The following is a 15,557-nucleotide window of genomic DNA, read 5'->3' as shown; positions in this document are numbered from 1 at the left end:
TTGACCTGGCTGCATGGTCCCGGCATGGACAAGCATACGGTGAAAGGCTATTCGGTGCTCTCCAATTGGTGACCTGGAAGGACCAGCGCGATGACTGACAAGACCCGAGCCCTCATTTCCATTTTGAAATTGCAGCCCGTGGTTCCCGTGCTTGTCATCAAGGACCTTGCACATGCGGTGCCGCTGGCCCGTGCGCTGGTGGCGGGCGGACTGAAGGCGATCGAAATCACGCTGAGAACGCCGGTGGCGCTGCAGGCGATCCGGGCTGTCGCCAATGAGGTCGAGGGCGCGGTGCCCGGCGCGGGAACGGTGCTCAATGCCGCCCAGTACCACCAGGCCGTCGAAGCCGGATCCCAGTTCATCGTGTCTCCCGGGACAACGCTCGAACTGCTTGATGTCGCGCGCAAGTCGCCGGTTCCTCTGCTGCCGGGTGCCGCAACACCCAGCGAAGTGATGGCGCTGCGGGAAGAGGGCTACGAGGTTCTGAAATTTTTCCCGGCCGAACAGGCGGGCGGTGCTGCCTATCTCAAGTCGCTGTCTTCGCCGCTGGCCGGTACGCTGTTCTGCCCCACCGGCGGGATCACCCCGGACAATGCCCGCGATTACCTCTCGCTGCCCAATGTGGTCTGCGTCGGCGGCTCCTGGGTTGCACCGGCGGCACTGGTCGAAGACGGCGACTGGGACGGAATCACGCGCCTGGCAAGGGAAGCCTGCCAGCTTTCGGTTCAGAATTAACAACAAGCATCACCGACAGGTCCGCCCTGCCGGGCGCAGCGGTCGGTTCTGTATATTTGGTGTGGCGGTTTGAAAGCCGGTCCGGGTCTTCCTATGTGATATCGAGCGGCCGGACAGGCCTGCCGCATTCCGGAAGACAAGGATCTATCGCCATGTTCGATGCCAAAGCCCTGCTTGACCAGTTTCTCGGTTCCAACATTCCCGGCACCGAAGGGACCGTGCGCGACAAGGCCAGCCAGGCCACACAGCTCGCCAAGCAGAACCCGCTGGCAACCGGCGCAATTGCCGCAGTGCTGCTTGGAACCGGCGCCGGGCGCGCTCTGGGCGGCTCGGCATTGCGGCTCGGCGGCATGGCCGCGATCGCCGGTCTGGGCTACCAGGCCTGGAAGAATTATCAGGCCGGCAATGCCCCCCAGACCAGCGAAGCAGCGACTGATACGGAATTGCTGCCGCCTCCATCGGATTCCGAGTTTTCGATTGAACCGGCTGCCGTGAAAGATGATTTCGCGCTTTCGCTGGTCCGGGTGATGATCGCGGCAGCGCGCGCCGATGGTCATATCGACGATGCCGAACGGGCGCGCATCCATGACAAGCTGGCCCTGTCAGGCCTTGGCGAGGACGCGATGAGTTTTCTTGACGCGGAATTGGCGCAGCCCGTCGATATGGACGCGATCGTCGGAGCTGCCGCAAATGATGCGCAGAAGGTCGAGATGTACACCGCAGCGCGGCTGGCCATCGAACCTGACAGCCGCGCCGAACGCGGCTTCCTCGATCTCCTGGCCGGCAGGCTCGGGCTTGCCGATGCCCTGGTCGATCATATCGAGGCAACGGTCTTTGCAGCCAAGGTCTGATTCCGGCCGATCCTGACTGGTGACGCCAGGGCGATCGCGGATCCGTTTCCGCGATGCCCGTTCCGTAATCCCGGGGCGTCGCGCTGCTATCCGCAAGATGGATACGCGCGATGCTTGCCCACACCGGCAAAGCGGCTAATGTCCGGGAATGCAGTCACGCGTCGCCATCGAGAAGCAATTCCGCTTGATCCGAACCGCCCTGTTCGTCGGCTGGGCGATCCTGTCGGCGGTCATCGTTGCCTGGTCGGTCGGCTCCGCGACGCAACGGGCGCATTCGGACGTGATGCAGAAGGCCGGCGAAACCCTGGCGGTGCAGACCGAGATCCTCTCCGGGGTGCTCGACAAGTACCGCCTGCTGCCGCCGCTGCTTTCGCGCCAGTCTTCCATCCGCACGCTTTTTGTCCGCGATACCGGCGGCAATGCCCAGACCATCGATGCGCGCCGCACCGCCGAGTCGATCACAGGCATGTCGGCGGCCCGCGACGTTGCCTTCTTCTTTCCCGATGGCGAGCTGCTGGCCAATGCCCGCGGACCCGATGCCAGGAGTGCGGTGGCATTGCCGGAGCTGATCGAGGTGGCCCGGCAGGGGCGGCTCGGACGCGCGGCGCTGTCCTATGGCGGCGATGACCGCACCTACGCGTTTTCATCCGGAGTGCGGCGCGACGGGAAATTTGTCGGCGTCGTCATTGTCTATGTCGATTTTTACCGGGTTGAAGCGGCATGGGCGCTGTCGGCACGGCGCATCTTTGTTACCGACAGGACCGGCACCGTGTTTCTGGCCAATGATCCCGATTGGCGGCTCAAACCGGTATCCGACCTGCGGCAGGCCGGCGAGCCATCGCGCTACCTGATCAACGGACAGTTCGAAGACCGGCTGGATCAAGTGCGGCGGCTGCCGTTGCTGGAGTGGAACCTGCATGTGCTGGCCGATCCGGCGCCGGTGGAAACCGCAAGGATCACGGCGGCTGCGATCGCCACGCTGGCGTGCCTGCTCGCCGGGGTGATCGTGCTGGTGCTGCTGCGCCGCAACGAGGTGGCGATCCTGCGGACGCGAACCGACCGGGCGACGGCGCTTCGGCTCGAGCGCGTGGTGCGCGACCGCACGCGGGCGCTGTCGGTCACCAACCGCTCGCTCAGCCATGAAGTCGAGGTGCGCCGCAAGGCGGAGGACCGCTTGCGCAAGACACAGGCCGAACTGGTCCAGACCTCCAAGCTCGCGGCGCTGGGGCAGATGTCGGCAGCGCTCAGCCATGAATACAACCAGCCGCTGGCAGCCATCCGCTCCTATGCGGACAACGCCCAGCGGTTCCTGGAACGTGGCGCGACGTCCGAGGTGCTGGCCAATCTGTCGCGCATCAACGGGCTGGTGGAGCGGATGGCGGAATTGTCGCGCACCTTGCTGTCGTTCTCGCGCAAGCCCGGCGCCACTGTCGGGCCCGTGCCGCTGGGCACCATCATTGACGAGGCGCTGCTGCTGGCCCGGCCGCGGGCAAGAGCGGCGGGAATTGCCAATATTCTCGTCACGCCGAATGTCGCCGATCTGTATGTGCAGGGCGGCCGGATCCGGCTCGGGCAGGTGTTTGTCAATCTGGTCAACAATGCCATCGATGCTTTGGCCGGAACCGATGATGCCCGTGTCGAGATCGATGCCCGCCGCGACGGCGACCGGGTTGTGGTGACCGTGTCGGACAACGGCCCCGGAATCGGTGCGGAACAGCTGGCTAAGGTGTTCGATCCGTTTTTCACCACCAAGGGTATAGGCGAGGGGATCGGCATCGGCCTCTCCATCGTGGACAATATCATCCGCGATTTCGGCGGAACCATCGTGGCCGGCAACCGGCCCGGGGGCGGCGCCTGCTTCACCGTCACGCTGCGCGCCGCATCCGCGCAAGGAGATGCTTCCGGCACAGGCAGCCAGGGGGCAGATGCCGGCGAGCGGGTTTGACACTGGACAAGCTGCGGCGGACATGGTTCTCACAGATTTCGCAAGCGCTCTCGGAAGGAGCCTGGCTTTGGAAGACATGACGGTTTTGAGACAGCGTGATCGCGTCGTTCATCTGATTGACGATGATGCGGATCTTCGCCATGCGCTGACCCAGTCCCTGCAGCTGGAGGGGCTGAGCGTGGTTGCCCATGCCGATGCCGGCGCGGTCTGCGACCTGCCGCTGCGCACGCTCTATGGCGTCATCGTCTCGGATATCCGCATGCCGGGCACGGACGGGCTCACGCTGATGCGCCAGATCCTGGCGATCGATCCGACCATGCCGGTGGTGCTGATCACCGGCCATGGCGATGTCCAGATGGCGGTGGAGGCGATGCGGGCGGGCGCCTATGATTTCATCGAGAAACCGTTCTCCGCCAACCGCCTGTTTTCGGTGGTGGAGCGGGCAATCGAAAAGCGCCGGCTGGTGCTGGAAAACCGGTCTCTGCGCAGTGCGCTTGAGGGCGGCGATGATCTGTCTTCGCGGCTGGTCGGTCGCAATCCGGCCATCCAGCATTTGCGGGCGCAGATTTCAGCCGTGGCCGAGACCGATGCGGATGTGCTGATTACCGGCGAGACCGGGACCGGCAAGGAAGTGGTGGCCCGCGCGCTGCATGATTTCGGGCCGCGGCGCAAAGGCAATTTCGTCGCCATCAACTGCGCAGCGCTGCCGGCCGACATCTTTGAATCGGAGCTGTTCGGCCATGAAGCCGGCGCCTTCACCGGGGCCCAGAAGTTGCGGATCGGTAAACTCGAGCATGCCAATGGCGGCACGGTATTTCTCGACGAGATCGAGTCGATGCCGATCGAGCTGCAGGCCAAGCTGCTGCGCGCCATCGAAGGCCGGATGATCGAACGGCTGGGATCGAACCGGCAGGTGTCGCTTGATGTCCGGTTCGTGGCGGCGACAAAGGCGGATCTCGAAAACAACCCGTCGTTCCGGACCGATCTCTACTACCGGCTCAACGTCATCACCCTTGAGATCCCGGCGCTCAGGGCGCGCAAGGATGACATTCCGCTGTTGTTCTTTCACATGGCGCGCGAGGCGCGGGCGCGCTACCGCCGCGAGATCCCGGATCTGACGCCGCCGATCGAGGCCGGGTTGCTGGCGCATGACTGGCCGGGCAATGTCCGCGAATTGCGCAATGTCGCCGACCGGTTCGTGCTGGGCATGTGGTCCGGTTTCGGCGCCGCGCCGGGCGCGGTGGTGGAGCCGGGATCGGGCAATCTGTCGGACCGGACCGACGCCTTCGAACGGGCGGTGATCGTGGCGGAAATCGCCCGCAATAATGGCGCGCTGAAGCCGACCTATGAGAGCCTGGGCATCTCGCGCAAAGGCCTTTACGAAAAGATGCGGCGGCTCGACATCAGCGCCGATGCCCGCGGAGATGGGTCATAGACCACCCACCGGTCCGGCTGGATGGGTTGTTTTGTACCCATCGCGCCGGCTTGACGCGCCGGCGCCAGGCCGTGTGATGTCCGCACAGGTGGGTTCTGAGCCCTTTTGCTCCCGTCTGCCCGTGCCATCCGAAGTGGCACAGGGATTGCTAACCTGTTAAGCTGAATGCGATGGACGGGAGGACATCGCCGGGAGGACGCTGGGTTTCGCACCCGGCCATTCTGGTTTTCTCCCACCTTCGCTTCGCTTGATACGTTCCGGGCCTTTTGCCCCAGTGGAGGATATTTCATGAAAAAGCTTCTTCTCGGCGCCGTTTCCGCCGCCGCACTCCTGCTCACCGCCAATGCAGCATCTGCCAATTGCGATGACGGCGAAATGGTCATCAAGTTCAGTCACGTCGTGGCTGCGACCGGTCACCCGAAGGGCGACGCGGCAACCCTGCTGGCCGAACGGGTCAACACGGAAATGAACGGCAAGGCCTGCATGGAAGTGTTCGCCAATTCGACGCTGTTTGACGACGACAAGGTGCTTGAAGCGCTGCTTCTGGGCGACGTCCAGCTTGCCGCGCCTTCGCTTTCCAAATTCGAAGCCTACACGCTGAAATATCGCCTGTTCGACCTGCCGTTCCTGTTCTCGAGCCTCAAGGCCGTTGACACATTCGTGCAGTCGGATTCGGGCAAGGGCCTGCTGACGGTGATGGAAGATGTCGGCTACACCGGCCTTGGCTACTGGTCCTCGGGCCTCAAGCAGTTCTCGGCCAACAAGCCGCTGCTCACACCATCGGATGCCAATGGCCTGAAATTCCGGGTCCAGACATCCGACGTCGCCGTGGCGATGATCGAAGCCATGGGCGGTTCGGCCCAGAAGCTAGCCTTCAAGGAAGTCTATGGCGCGCTTCAGACCGGTGTTGTCGACGGTCAGGAGAACTCCTGGTCGAACATCTACACCCAGAAGTTCTTCGAAGTGCAGGACGGCGTGACCGAAACCAACCACCAGCTCCTGGCCTATCTCTTGGTGACATCGACGGAATGGCTCAACAGCCTCGATGCCGATTTCCGTGACCAGTTCGTCAAGATCGCCGATGAAGTGACGATCGAAGCCAATGCCGCGGTCGCCGCGACGGAAGCAGCGAACCGTCAGAACATTCTTGATGCCGGCGGCACGATCCGCGAACTCAATGCCGAGCAGCGCAAGGCCTGGGTCGATGCGATGAAGCCGGTCTGGACCAAGTTCGAAGGCGATATCGGCACCGATCTGATCGAAGCTGCGGTGTCTTCCAACGACGCCAGCTAAGCCGGTTCTGATTGAAAAAGCGGATCCGGGGGACGTTCCCCCGGATCCAGTGACGCACATGCCAGCGGGCAGGCAGTCGGGGGGACGCCATGATTACATTCTTGCCTTATCTCATCATGTGCGCGGTGATCCTGGCGTTCTATCTCGCCGAACGCCGCAATCCGGACTCGGTCACGCGGTTCGAGGAAAACGTGCTCGCGATCATTCTGGCGCTGATCACGTTTGTTTCCTTCACCCAGGTTGTCGCCCGCTACGGCTTCAACAGCGGCTGGACCGGTGCGCTCGAGCTTACCCGCATCCTGTTTGCCTGGATGATCCTGTTCGGCATGAGCTATGGCCTCAAACAGGGCATGCATCTGGGTGTCGATGCACTGCTGCGGCTGTTTCCCAAGCCGGTGTTCCGTTTCTTTGCGATATTCGGCGCGGTCTGCGCCTTTCTCTATGCGGCCATCCTGATCGAATCCTCGTGGCTGGGCGTCCTTGGCGCCGACACGAGTGGCGGGGCGATGGTGTACTGGTCGAAAATGTACCAGATCGGCATCGGGCTCGATGACCTGCGCTATCCGGAATGGATGCAGGAGAGCTTCGGCCTGAGGGAGCGCGTGCAGCGCTGGATTGCCTATCTCATTCTCCCCGTCGGACTGGGCCTGTTCGGTTTTCGCGCGCTGCAGGCCATGGTGGCCATCTGGCGCGGCGACCGCGAATTGATCATTGCCGGACATGAGGCGGAAGACCTCGTTGCCGAAAACCGCAACGTGCTGAAGGACTGATCCGTCATGGAAACCACCATCCTGTTTGTGCTCGTTCTCGGGCTGCTGTTTGTCGGTGTGCCGGTGGCGGTGTCGCTAGGACTGTCGTCGATCATCCTGATCGCCTTTTTCTCCACCGATTCGATGTCGTCGGTTGCGATCCAGCTGTTCACGGCGTCGCAGAACTACACGCTTCTTGCCATTCCGTTCTTCGTGCTGGCCTCGGCCTTCATGTCGACCGGCGGCGTGGCCAAGCGCATCATCCGCTTTGCGATTGCAACTGTGGGGCATTTCCGTGGCGGCCTTGCAATGGCGAGCGTGCTCGCCTGCATGCTGTTTGCAGCGCTGTCGGGATCTTCGCCTGCTACCGTGGTCGCCATCGGCACCATCGCCATCGCCGGGATGCGGCAGGTCGGCTATTCCAAGGAATTCGCGGCCGGCATTATCGCCAATGCCGGAACGCTCGGCATTCTCATTCCGCCCTCGATCGTCATGGTGGTCTATGCGGCGGCAACCGATGTGTCGGTTGGCCGCATGTTCCTGGCTGGTGTGATCCCGGGCATCGTCGCGGGCGCGATGCTGATGATCGCGATCTATATCGTGGCGCGGATCAAGGGACTGCCGGCTGAACCCTGGCGCGGATTTGGCGAGATTGTCGCCGGCGGCAAGGAGGCCGGCTGGGGCCTGTTCCTGATCATCATCATCATCGGCGGCATTTATGGCGGGGTGTTCACTCCCACCGAAGCCGCGGCCGTGGCGGCAGTCTATTCGTTCTTCATCGCCATCTTCATCTACCGCGACATGGGACCGATGGCCGGCACGCCCTGGGTCAGCGAGACTGATTCAAAGCCTGCCCGCGCCGGCTTTTCCGGTGTCGTTTATGCCTTGGCGTTCTACTTCGTCTGGATGATCCTGTCGTTCTTTGCCACCAATGATTCCGAAACCATCACATTCGCCGGCCGGTCCAATCTAGGTCTGCTGATCTCATTCATCATCCTGGTGGCCTATACCACCTGGCGTGGCGACAAGGGTCTTACGGGCGTGCCGTCGGCGCTGCTTGCGGGATTGCCGGTATGGGGACGGAACCTCAAGCTGATGGGCCGCAATGCCGGCCGGGCGTTCTTCAACGAAGACACCCGCAAGGTGATGGTGGATGCGTCGAAGACCACCATCATGCTGATGTTCATCATCGTCAATGCGCTGCTGTTTGCGCATGTGCTGACATCGGAACGAGATCCCGGATGCCATCACCGAACTGATGCTGGGCTACGGCTTCACCTGGTTCACTTTCCTGATCGCGGTCAACATCCTGCTCCTGATCGGCGGCCAGTTCATGGAGCCCTCGGGGCTGCTGCTGATCGTGGCGCCGGTTGTGTTTCCGATCGCCATGGAACTCGGCGTCGATCCGGTGCATCTGGGCATCATCATGGTGGTCAACATGGAAATCGGCATGATCACCCCGCCGATCGGGCTCAACCTCTTCGTCACCTCGGGCATCACCGGCATGAGCCTGGTGCAGGTGGTGCGCGCGGCGATGCCGTTCGTCGCCGTGCTGTTCCTGTTCCTGATCATCGTCACCTATGTGCCGGTGCTGTCGACCTGGCTGCCCTATAGTCTGATGGGACCGGAGATCGTCACCAGATAGGTATTGGGAACCTCAGAGCAACAAAACCCAAATTCAAATTGGGGGCGCGCAAGCGCCCCTTTTTTTGTCCGGTTTCAAACGTCTGAATCTTGTCGGTTGACCGGGACCAGGGTTCCAGATCGCGATTCCGGACGTCCTTGATCGCGCTTCCGGGCGCGGCGGCGGGAAACATCCTGCCAGATGCACTCACCTGCGGCGGTATCGCTGCAGTTCAATCAAGCGCATCCCGAAGGAGCCCGCCATGCCGATGAACAAGAAACACGTCATCTATACCTATGCAATCCTCGCCGCCGTCGCGATTTTCGGCACATCGCTCATTGCCAAGTCCGAAAGCGAAGCCGGTCAAACCGCAGCCGCCACGGTCCGGACCCTGCAAGGCGAGGCAATCCCCGGAGGCGCCTTCGGGGTGGTCATCGTCGAAGACGCCCGCGAAGCCTCTCTGCTGCACTTGCGCGGCATTGCCGGCAGCGGCTTCGCGCTGCTTCGCGAGACCGGCGGTAAAAATTGCCTGCGGGTGCCGTTAAGATTTGTTGCCGGAGATTTCGGCGGAGACAGCATAGGCACCACCCGGGCCGAGACCATACGCCTGACGCTCAATGATGCAGGGCTTGTCCAGGCCCTGATTTCCGGGGACGACATCGTCAGCGACCAGTACCGTGTCGGCAGATCTTCGGATGACCAGATCGCCATTCAGGAAGGTCTGTCTGTCGGGCACGGCTTTGTGCTCAATCCGGGCAAGTCGCTGCTTGAGGATATGTTTGGCCCGGATGCCGATCAGGTTGTCTGCATCGCCGATTAGGCAGACGGCTTGCCGGCCCGGTATTGCGACGGAGTCACGCCGGTGACGCGGCGGAATTCGCCGTTGAAGCTGGACTTGCTGACAAAGCCCGCCTCCAGCATGATTTCGGTGACGGGAAGATCGGTTTCGCGCAGCAGCTTCTGCGCGTGCCGGATCCTATATCCGTTCATGTAGCGCGAAAAATTGTCATCGGTGCAGCGGTTGACGGCATTGGAAATCTGGCGGGCCGGAACCCCCATGCGCCGCGCGATGCGGACCAGGGTCAGGGTGTTGTCGGAGAACAGTCTGGTCTGCTCCATCATCGCGTCCAGAGCGGCCAGCAGCCGGCGGTCGTCTTCGGACGGCGCCGGTTGCGCGTGTTGGCGGGGTGCTCCGGCCATCGGCATGCGCAGTACCTGCGGCGCCACAATCAGCGCAACGGCGAAGCAGAATGCGGCCATGATTCCGGCCGCGCCCGACAGCAATTGCATCGCCTGGCCGTCGCCAGCCATGAGGATCGCTGCCCCGATCGAAAAATCCGCCACGACCATCAGGCCGAGCAGCGCAATGGTTGCGTAAAGCGCCGAGCGCATGACGGGCATCGCCTGGGGCGAGACATGGACGAAGTCGTCCGGATCCCGTCCCAGGAAGACGGCGATCCGGACCAGATAGACGGTGTTGAAGGCGAGAACGAAAATGTCGGCAGAGACCGGAAACGATGCCAGCATCGCAAGCTGGGCAGTGACCACGATCGCGGCATTGATCGCCAGCGGCCTTTTCAGCGCTTCACCATGTTCCTGCGTGAGTGCGAAAAACCCGAGATAGGCGGAGGGGCCGAGCAGCAGTGCAATCAATGGCTGGACAAGGCTGAGCCAGGTCATCGCGAAGGACAGCCGCAAGCCGACGAGCAGGCCGATGGCGGCAAGCGCCATCAGAAACACGCCGAAGAACATGCGAACAACCAGGGGCATTCTGCCGTTTGTCAGCAAGGCAACGGCGGCAATTGTCGCCAGGACGCTGACCAGCCAGGCTAAGGGAAGATTGACCATGATGGACATCAAGGCCCATGGGGCCCTGTCTCGGTTTCAAAATTGCCGGGAACAGCCGGCGTCCTTCCCTAACCTGTGCGGGCGGATGAAACAACGTCTCGGGCCGGGCGAGGACGCTCTCCTTGATCATCCGGTGATGGATGGATTCAGCAGAAGTCTTGTCTGAGGCCGTTGTGGCGCAGCTGAGGAGATTGCCGCCGCGGTGGTCGCGGTCGGCCTGCTGAGCCTGCCGGTGTTCGTCGGGTATGGACTGCTTTTCTCAAATCCGCGGATTGTGGCGATCTATGTCCGGCTCAGGCGCTGGTTCGAGGCGGTGTTCGCAATGGCCTTTGGCCTTGCCGGCGCCAAACTGCTTTCGCCCGGGCTCTGACCACGCCGACCGTGCCGATAAACGCGGATTTTGGAAGGTCGTCTCGTGCTGTCCAAAACCGAGAATAAGGGGCGAGAACCGGTCATTTCGTGTTAAGGTCTTGTTAAGATTTTGGGCGCAGCCTGATGATCAGGCATGCCTCTTACCTCCTCCCAAGAACGGCATGACGGATGAGGGCGGCGAAAGCCGCCCTTTATCTGTTTCGGGAGAGGCTCAGGTCTTGCTGCCTTCCAGAAAATGTCCGACGCGTGAAATCGCAGCTTGGATGTTGTCATCGGAGTTGGCGCAGGAGACGCGAATATAGCCTTCACCGAGAATTCCGAAGTCCGGACCGCCGATCAGGGCGACGCCGGCTTCTTCGAGAAGCGCGCTGGCAAGCGGCTTGGCCTTCCAGCCGGTGGCCGAGATGTTGGGGAAGGCATAAAAGGCGCCCTTGGGCAGGACGCAGGACACACCCGGCAGCGCATTGAGCAGATCCGTGACCAGCCGGCGACGGCGGTCGAAAGCCGTGAGCATTTCGGCCACTGCATCCTGAGGCCCGTCGATGGCGGCGATGCCGGCAAATTGCGAAGGCGCATTGACGCAGGACCAGCAGTTGACCGCGAGCTTGCGGACATAACCGATCAGGCTGTCGGGCCAGATCGACCAGCCCATGCGCCAGCCGGTCATCGCCCAGGTCTTGGACCAGCCATTGAGCACGATCAGCCGATCGCGGATTTCGGGATAGCTCAGCAGAGAGGTGTGGCGTTCGCCGTCATAGGTCATCACATCATAGATTTCGTCGGACATGATGACCACCTGCGGATGCGCAGCCAGGCCGGCAACAAGCTTGTCGATCTCGGTCTTCGGAGTGACGCCGCCGGTGGGGTTGGCCGGGGAATTGAGGATCAGCAGCCGGGTCTGCGGCGTGATCAGAGCCAGCGTTTCCTCGGCCGAAAAGGCAAAGCCGTTCTCTTCGCGCATCGGCACCGGAACCGGCCGCGCGCCGACATGCTCGATCATCGAGCGGTAGATCGGGAAGCCGGGGTCGGGATAGAGAATGTCGACGCCGGGCTCACCCAGCATGCGGATGGCCGCATACATGGTCGGCTTGCCGCCGGGCATGATCATCACCGATTCCGGCGAGATCTCGACACCGGTCATCGCCAGCGTCCGGCGGCACACGGCCTCGCGGGTCTTCAGCAAACCATTGGCGGGTGTGTAGCCATGATGACCATCGCGCAATGCCTTGACGGCGGCCTCGACGATATGGGCCGGGGTCTTGAAGTCCGGCTGGCCGATGCCGAGGTTGAGAATGTCCCGGCCCTGATTGGCGAGGTCGGTGGCGCGGGCCAGCACGGCGAAGGCATTTTCCTCGCCGATGCGGTCGAAAGCGGCGACTGGCTTTATCATCACGTTTTTTCCTGTCCGGATGGTTGTGTTGCGAACAAGAGTCATGTCCTATCCCGATGCGAAATTCAATTCAGGCGACCCCGATGCACGACTTGAGCAACTGGAAACCGCGCCCGGCTCCCGAAGGTTTCTCGGTGACGGGACGCCATGTGATGATCGAACCCTTTGATCGCGAGGTGCACGAAACTGCGCTCTGGGACGCGCTGGGTGGCATCGGCGTCAATGATCTGATCCGATATTTTCCCAATGGACCATTCGAACGGCCGAGCCAATTGTCAGACTTCCTGGCGGGCACCGTCAGGACGGGGGTGGTGGTCTGCATTTTCCGCAGCCGCCGGACAGGCGAGGTCGTCGGCATGGCGTCGCTGATGCGGCCCGATCCGGCCAATGGCGTGGTCGAGGTCGGCGCGGTTGCCCATGGCGCAGCGATGGCGCGCACGCCGATGTCGACGGAAGCGCATTACCTGATGGCGCGGCATGTGTTCGAGGATCTAGATTACCGCCGCTATGAGTGGAAGTGCCACAACGAGAATGCGCCCTCCAAGATCACCGCGATCCGGCTCGGCTTCCAGTTCGAAGGCGTCTTCCGCCAGCATATCGTGTCCAAGGGGGCAAACCGCGACACCGCCTGGTTCTCGATGATCGATGGCGAGTGGCCGGATCTCAAGGCTGCCTTCGAGGCATGGCTCGATCCTTCGAATTTCGGCTCCGATAGCCGCCAGAAGCAGCGGCTGGAGGAGATCCGGCAGGCTCGCCGATGAGGGGCTGCGCCGCGCCGGGGCAGATGAACAGGCTCGGGTCGAGGCATTCCAGCGCGCGGCCTATGCGCGCACCGAAGCCGCTGTCGGGGCGCGGGCGATCCCGCTCGAATGGGATTATGCAGCCATCATGAGGGAATGCGAGGTCTGGCTCGACGAGCATGACGGCGCGCTCACCGGGGTCCTGATCCTGCGGTTGATGGAGGACGGGCTATTCCTTGAATCCATCGGCACGGCGCCGCAGACCGCGGGAACGGGCAGGGGCCGCCTGCTGCTCGAGGCGACATTTGCGCGGGCGCGGGAGCTTGGGCTGGATCGCGTCGAACTGATCACCAACAGCCTCAACCCTGCGCTGGCGTGGTACCAGAGACAGGGCTTCACCATCGATCATGAGGATATTGCACCCGACCGGGTTGTGGTCCATATGTCCGCTGATGTCCCGGAGGCCGGTACCGGCATGCGGGACATCGGGGTGGTACAGTGAAGTTCGAAAGCAAGGCTCGCCTTGCCGCTGCCGCCAGTCAATGTTCAAGGGACGTGATCGTCACCAGACAAGGAATCGGTTCATGAGCGACCCTGCAACTTCAGGCCGGTCTGCGGCGATCGCCGCAGCCATCATTCTCGGCGGTACCGGGCTGGTGTTCTATTTCATGCCGGCAATGATGATAAGCCTGTCGGAAATCTCGCCCTGGCTGTCCTATGCCCTGGCGATCAGCTTCGTGCTGGCTTTCTTTGCAGTGTTCTGGCTGCGCGGCAAGCGTCAGCAAAAGCGCGACGACCGCCCGGAATAGACCGGTCAGGATTGCAGCGAGGCAGCGAGCAGCAGCATTCCGAGCGCAAACACCATCGCCGCTCCAGCGATTTCGATGAAGGTACCGACATGGCCGCCCATATTGGCGCCGGCCAGACGCACGGCTGCGCCCTTGGCCATCACCGCAAGCGTGGCCGGGGCTGACACCGTGATCGCGGTGCCGATCGCCATGGCGAAGGCCGAGACGATGCCAGCCAGCCAGAGCCCGTTGAGCATCGAGAATGTCAGCACGATCAAGGCGCCTGAACAGGGACGCAATCCCACGGCCACCACAGCGCCCCAGGCTTCGCGCAGGCTGAAATCCTTGCCCGAAATCAGGCCCGGATCTGGCAAGTGGGCATGACCGCACGAGGCGCAGACCTCACCTTCCGCGTGGGTGTGATGATCGTGGCCATGATCATGGGCATGGTGGTGATGTGCAGCATGGTGATGATGGTCATGATGGTGATCGTGATCATGGTCGTGATCCACATGCAGATGCTGGGGCAGCCCGGCAGCCACCAGCGCCGGTTGGACGCGGCGCAGGGAAAGCAGCTTGCGGCTCAACAGCCAGAGGCCGAAGGCGGCGATCAGCGCATAGCTGGCGACTTCCATGAAATGGGTTGCCTGGGTCATCGACACCGACAGGCCGCGCAGCAGGTAATAGGCGACGCCGACCACCGTGATCGCCGTCAGCGCCTGGAGCATGGACGAAAGCAGCGCCAGCACCACACCGCGCTTCAGCGCCACCTCGTTGGCGAGCATGTAGGACGATATCACCGCCTTGCCGTGGCCGGGGCCAGCGGCATGAAACACGCCATAGAGAAACGACAGGCCGACCAGCCCCCACATCTGCCAAGGGTCGGTGCGCATGGCTTTCAGCGAGCCGGTGAGCAACCGGTAGAAGGCCTGCTGCTGCTGATTGATCCAGTTGAGAAAGGACCCGCCAAATCCTGTGGGGGCAAAGGCGGGCTCGGCCGAGCCGATGCCGAGCGAGGACTGGGCATGGGCGACGCCGGCCAGAAGCACCAGCATTGCGGCCGATGCGAGGATGACGCGCAAGCGAACGGGTTTCATTGGCAATCAAGCTCCAGCCGCGTCGCGAGCAGCTTTGAAAGGTCATTGCTGGTGGTTGTCTCGAAGAAGGCTTCGGTCAGGGAGGCCTGGTTCTGCGCTATCACCTCGTCGGGGTCGGGCCGCACCACCTGACGCGTGCATTGGGTGGCGCCGCCGCCGGTCACCATCATGTCCTCGTCATTGATGAAATCGAGAGCTGCATACATGGTCGGATCGAACACGCCCACCGCAATCCTGCCGTCGAGCTGCAGCTCGGTCTTGGGCAGGACCGCGAAGAACATCAGCAGCTGGCCGTCCTGGTAGTCGACCTTGATCGCCTCGGGAAGCACGATTTCCCTGTCCGCGCCATTGACGGTGATGGTGGTGTAATAGTCGAATTCGGCCAGAGACTGGGTCACCATGTCGCCGATCTTGGCCAGTTCGGCGGGCTCAAGCACCATGTTGGCGTTCTCGTCAAAATCCAGGATGACGCTGGACGAGAACACCTCGTCAAACCGCCAGACATTGCGGAATTCCGTCACGCGGCCATCAGCGGATGTATCGATCTCAAGCCGGGCTTCGGCAAAGACATGCGGATGCGCCAAAACAGGCGTGGCAGCGAGAAGGGCAACAAGCGCCGTGGCGGCCGGCAGGTGTCGCGTCAAGTGCATGGTCATGATTGGCCAATCTGTTTGTGCCGTTGCGGATGGT

15 protein-coding genes and 1 pseudogene are annotated in these 15,557 nt (G+C 62.4%); 12 read left to right on the top strand and 4 right to left on the bottom strand.

Going from position 1 to position 15,557, the window contains the following annotated elements:
• Positions 1-90 precede the first annotated feature (90 nt).
• The 8 genes and pseudogenes from OEG82_RS21905 (at position 91) to OEG82_RS21865 (ending at position 9,452) form a co-directional block, all read left to right on the top strand.
• Complete coding sequence (locus OEG82_RS21905) at positions 91-735, top strand: 2-dehydro-3-deoxy-phosphogluconate aldolase (protein ID WP_267614462.1); 645 nt, start codon at positions 91-93, stop codon at positions 733-735.
• Positions 736-887: 152 nt separating this feature from the next.
• Positions 888-1,586, top strand: a complete 699-nt coding sequence (locus OEG82_RS21900; RefSeq protein ID WP_267614461.1) for a tellurite resistance TerB family protein — start codon at positions 888-890, stop codon at positions 1,584-1,586.
• A gap of 148 nt (positions 1,587-1,734) precedes the next feature.
• Positions 1,735-3,531, top strand: a complete 1,797-nt coding sequence (locus OEG82_RS21895; RefSeq protein ID WP_267614460.1) for a sensor histidine kinase — start codon at positions 1,735-1,737, stop codon at positions 3,529-3,531.
• A gap of 76 nt (positions 3,532-3,607) precedes the next feature.
• Complete coding sequence (locus OEG82_RS21890; protein ID WP_267614459.1) at positions 3,608-4,966, top strand: sigma-54-dependent transcriptional regulator; 1,359 nt, start codon at positions 3,608-3,610, stop codon at positions 4,964-4,966.
• 288 nt (positions 4,967-5,254) lie between these two features.
• Complete coding sequence (locus tag OEG82_RS21885; protein WP_267614458.1) at positions 5,255-6,259, top strand: DctP family TRAP transporter solute-binding subunit; 1,005 nt, start codon at positions 5,255-5,257, stop codon at positions 6,257-6,259.
• A gap of 89 nt (positions 6,260-6,348) precedes the next feature.
• Positions 6,349-7,029: a TRAP transporter small permease gene (locus tag OEG82_RS21880; RefSeq protein WP_267614457.1), complete on the top strand. Its 681-nt coding sequence runs from the start codon at positions 6,349-6,351 to the stop codon at positions 7,027-7,029.
• Between the two features lie 6 nt (positions 7,030-7,035).
• A pseudogene (locus OEG82_RS24255) lies at positions 7,036-8,653 on the top strand (TRAP transporter large permease).
• A 241-nt stretch (positions 8,654-8,894) separates the two neighbouring features.
• Complete coding sequence (locus OEG82_RS21865; RefSeq protein WP_267614456.1) at positions 8,895-9,452, top strand: hypothetical protein; 558 nt, start codon at positions 8,895-8,897, stop codon at positions 9,450-9,452.
• On the opposite strand, the gene OEG82_RS21860 is transcribed toward OEG82_RS21865, so the two are convergent.
• Positions 9,449-10,480 carry a helix-turn-helix domain-containing protein gene (locus OEG82_RS21860; protein WP_267614455.1) on the bottom strand — a complete coding sequence of 344 codons (1,032 nt, stop codon included), beginning with the start codon at positions 10,478-10,480 and terminating at the stop codon, positions 9,449-9,451. The genes OEG82_RS21865 and OEG82_RS21860 overlap by 4 nt on opposite strands.
• Positions 10,481-10,682: 202 nt before the next feature.
• Between OEG82_RS21860 and OEG82_RS21855 the strand changes: the two genes are divergently transcribed.
• Entirely contained in the window at positions 10,683-10,850 is a 168-nt protein-coding gene (locus tag OEG82_RS21855) for a hypothetical protein (protein ID WP_267614454.1), read from the top strand.
• A gap of 213 nt (positions 10,851-11,063) precedes the next feature.
• Here OEG82_RS21855 and OEG82_RS21850 read toward each other — a convergent pair whose 3' ends face one another.
• On the bottom strand, positions 11,064-12,242 hold the full coding sequence (locus OEG82_RS21850) for a pyridoxal phosphate-dependent aminotransferase (protein WP_267614453.1): 1,179 nt from the start codon (positions 12,240-12,242) through the stop codon (positions 11,064-11,066).
• An 83-nt stretch (positions 12,243-12,325) separates the two neighbouring features.
• Between OEG82_RS21850 and OEG82_RS21845 the strand changes: the two genes are divergently transcribed.
• The 3 genes from OEG82_RS21845 (at position 12,326) to OEG82_RS21835 (ending at position 13,791) form a co-directional block, all read left to right on the top strand.
• Positions 12,326-13,003: a GNAT family N-acetyltransferase gene (locus OEG82_RS21845; protein ID WP_267614452.1), complete on the top strand. Its 678-nt coding sequence runs from the start codon at positions 12,326-12,328 to the stop codon at positions 13,001-13,003.
• A 127-nt stretch (positions 13,004-13,130) separates the two neighbouring features.
• Positions 13,131-13,484 (top strand): GNAT family N-acetyltransferase, encoded by a 354-nt coding sequence (locus OEG82_RS21840; protein ID WP_267614450.1) that lies wholly within the window; start codon positions 13,131-13,133, stop codon positions 13,482-13,484.
• An 82-nt stretch (positions 13,485-13,566) separates the two neighbouring features.
• On the top strand, positions 13,567-13,791 hold the full coding sequence (locus OEG82_RS21835; RefSeq protein ID WP_267614449.1) for a hypothetical protein: 225 nt from the start codon (positions 13,567-13,569) through the stop codon (positions 13,789-13,791).
• A gap of 5 nt (positions 13,792-13,796) precedes the next feature.
• Here the strand turns inward: OEG82_RS21835 and OEG82_RS21830 are convergent, their stop codons facing one another.
• Both OEG82_RS21830 and OEG82_RS21825 read right to left on the bottom strand, forming a co-directional pair.
• The gene (locus OEG82_RS21830) at positions 13,797-14,867 is read right to left on the bottom strand and encodes a nickel/cobalt transporter (RefSeq protein WP_267614447.1); all 1,071 of its coding nucleotides are present in this window, start codon (positions 14,865-14,867) and stop codon (positions 13,797-13,799) included.
• Positions 14,864-15,523 carry a DUF1007 family protein gene (locus tag OEG82_RS21825; RefSeq protein ID WP_267614446.1) on the bottom strand — a complete coding sequence of 220 codons (660 nt, stop codon included), beginning with the start codon at positions 15,521-15,523 and terminating at the stop codon, positions 14,864-14,866. Before OEG82_RS21825 ends, OEG82_RS21830 begins: the two co-directional genes overlap by 4 nt.
• Positions 15,524-15,557 lie beyond the last annotated feature (34 nt).

It is taken from the genome of Hoeflea ulvae (assembly GCF_026619435.1).
In the GTDB taxonomy this organism is placed as follows: Bacteria; Pseudomonadota; Alphaproteobacteria; order Rhizobiales; family Rhizobiaceae; genus Hoeflea; species Hoeflea ulvae.
Note: the sequence above shows the minus strand (reverse complement) of the source record. Positions and strands in the feature narration are given on the sequence as shown.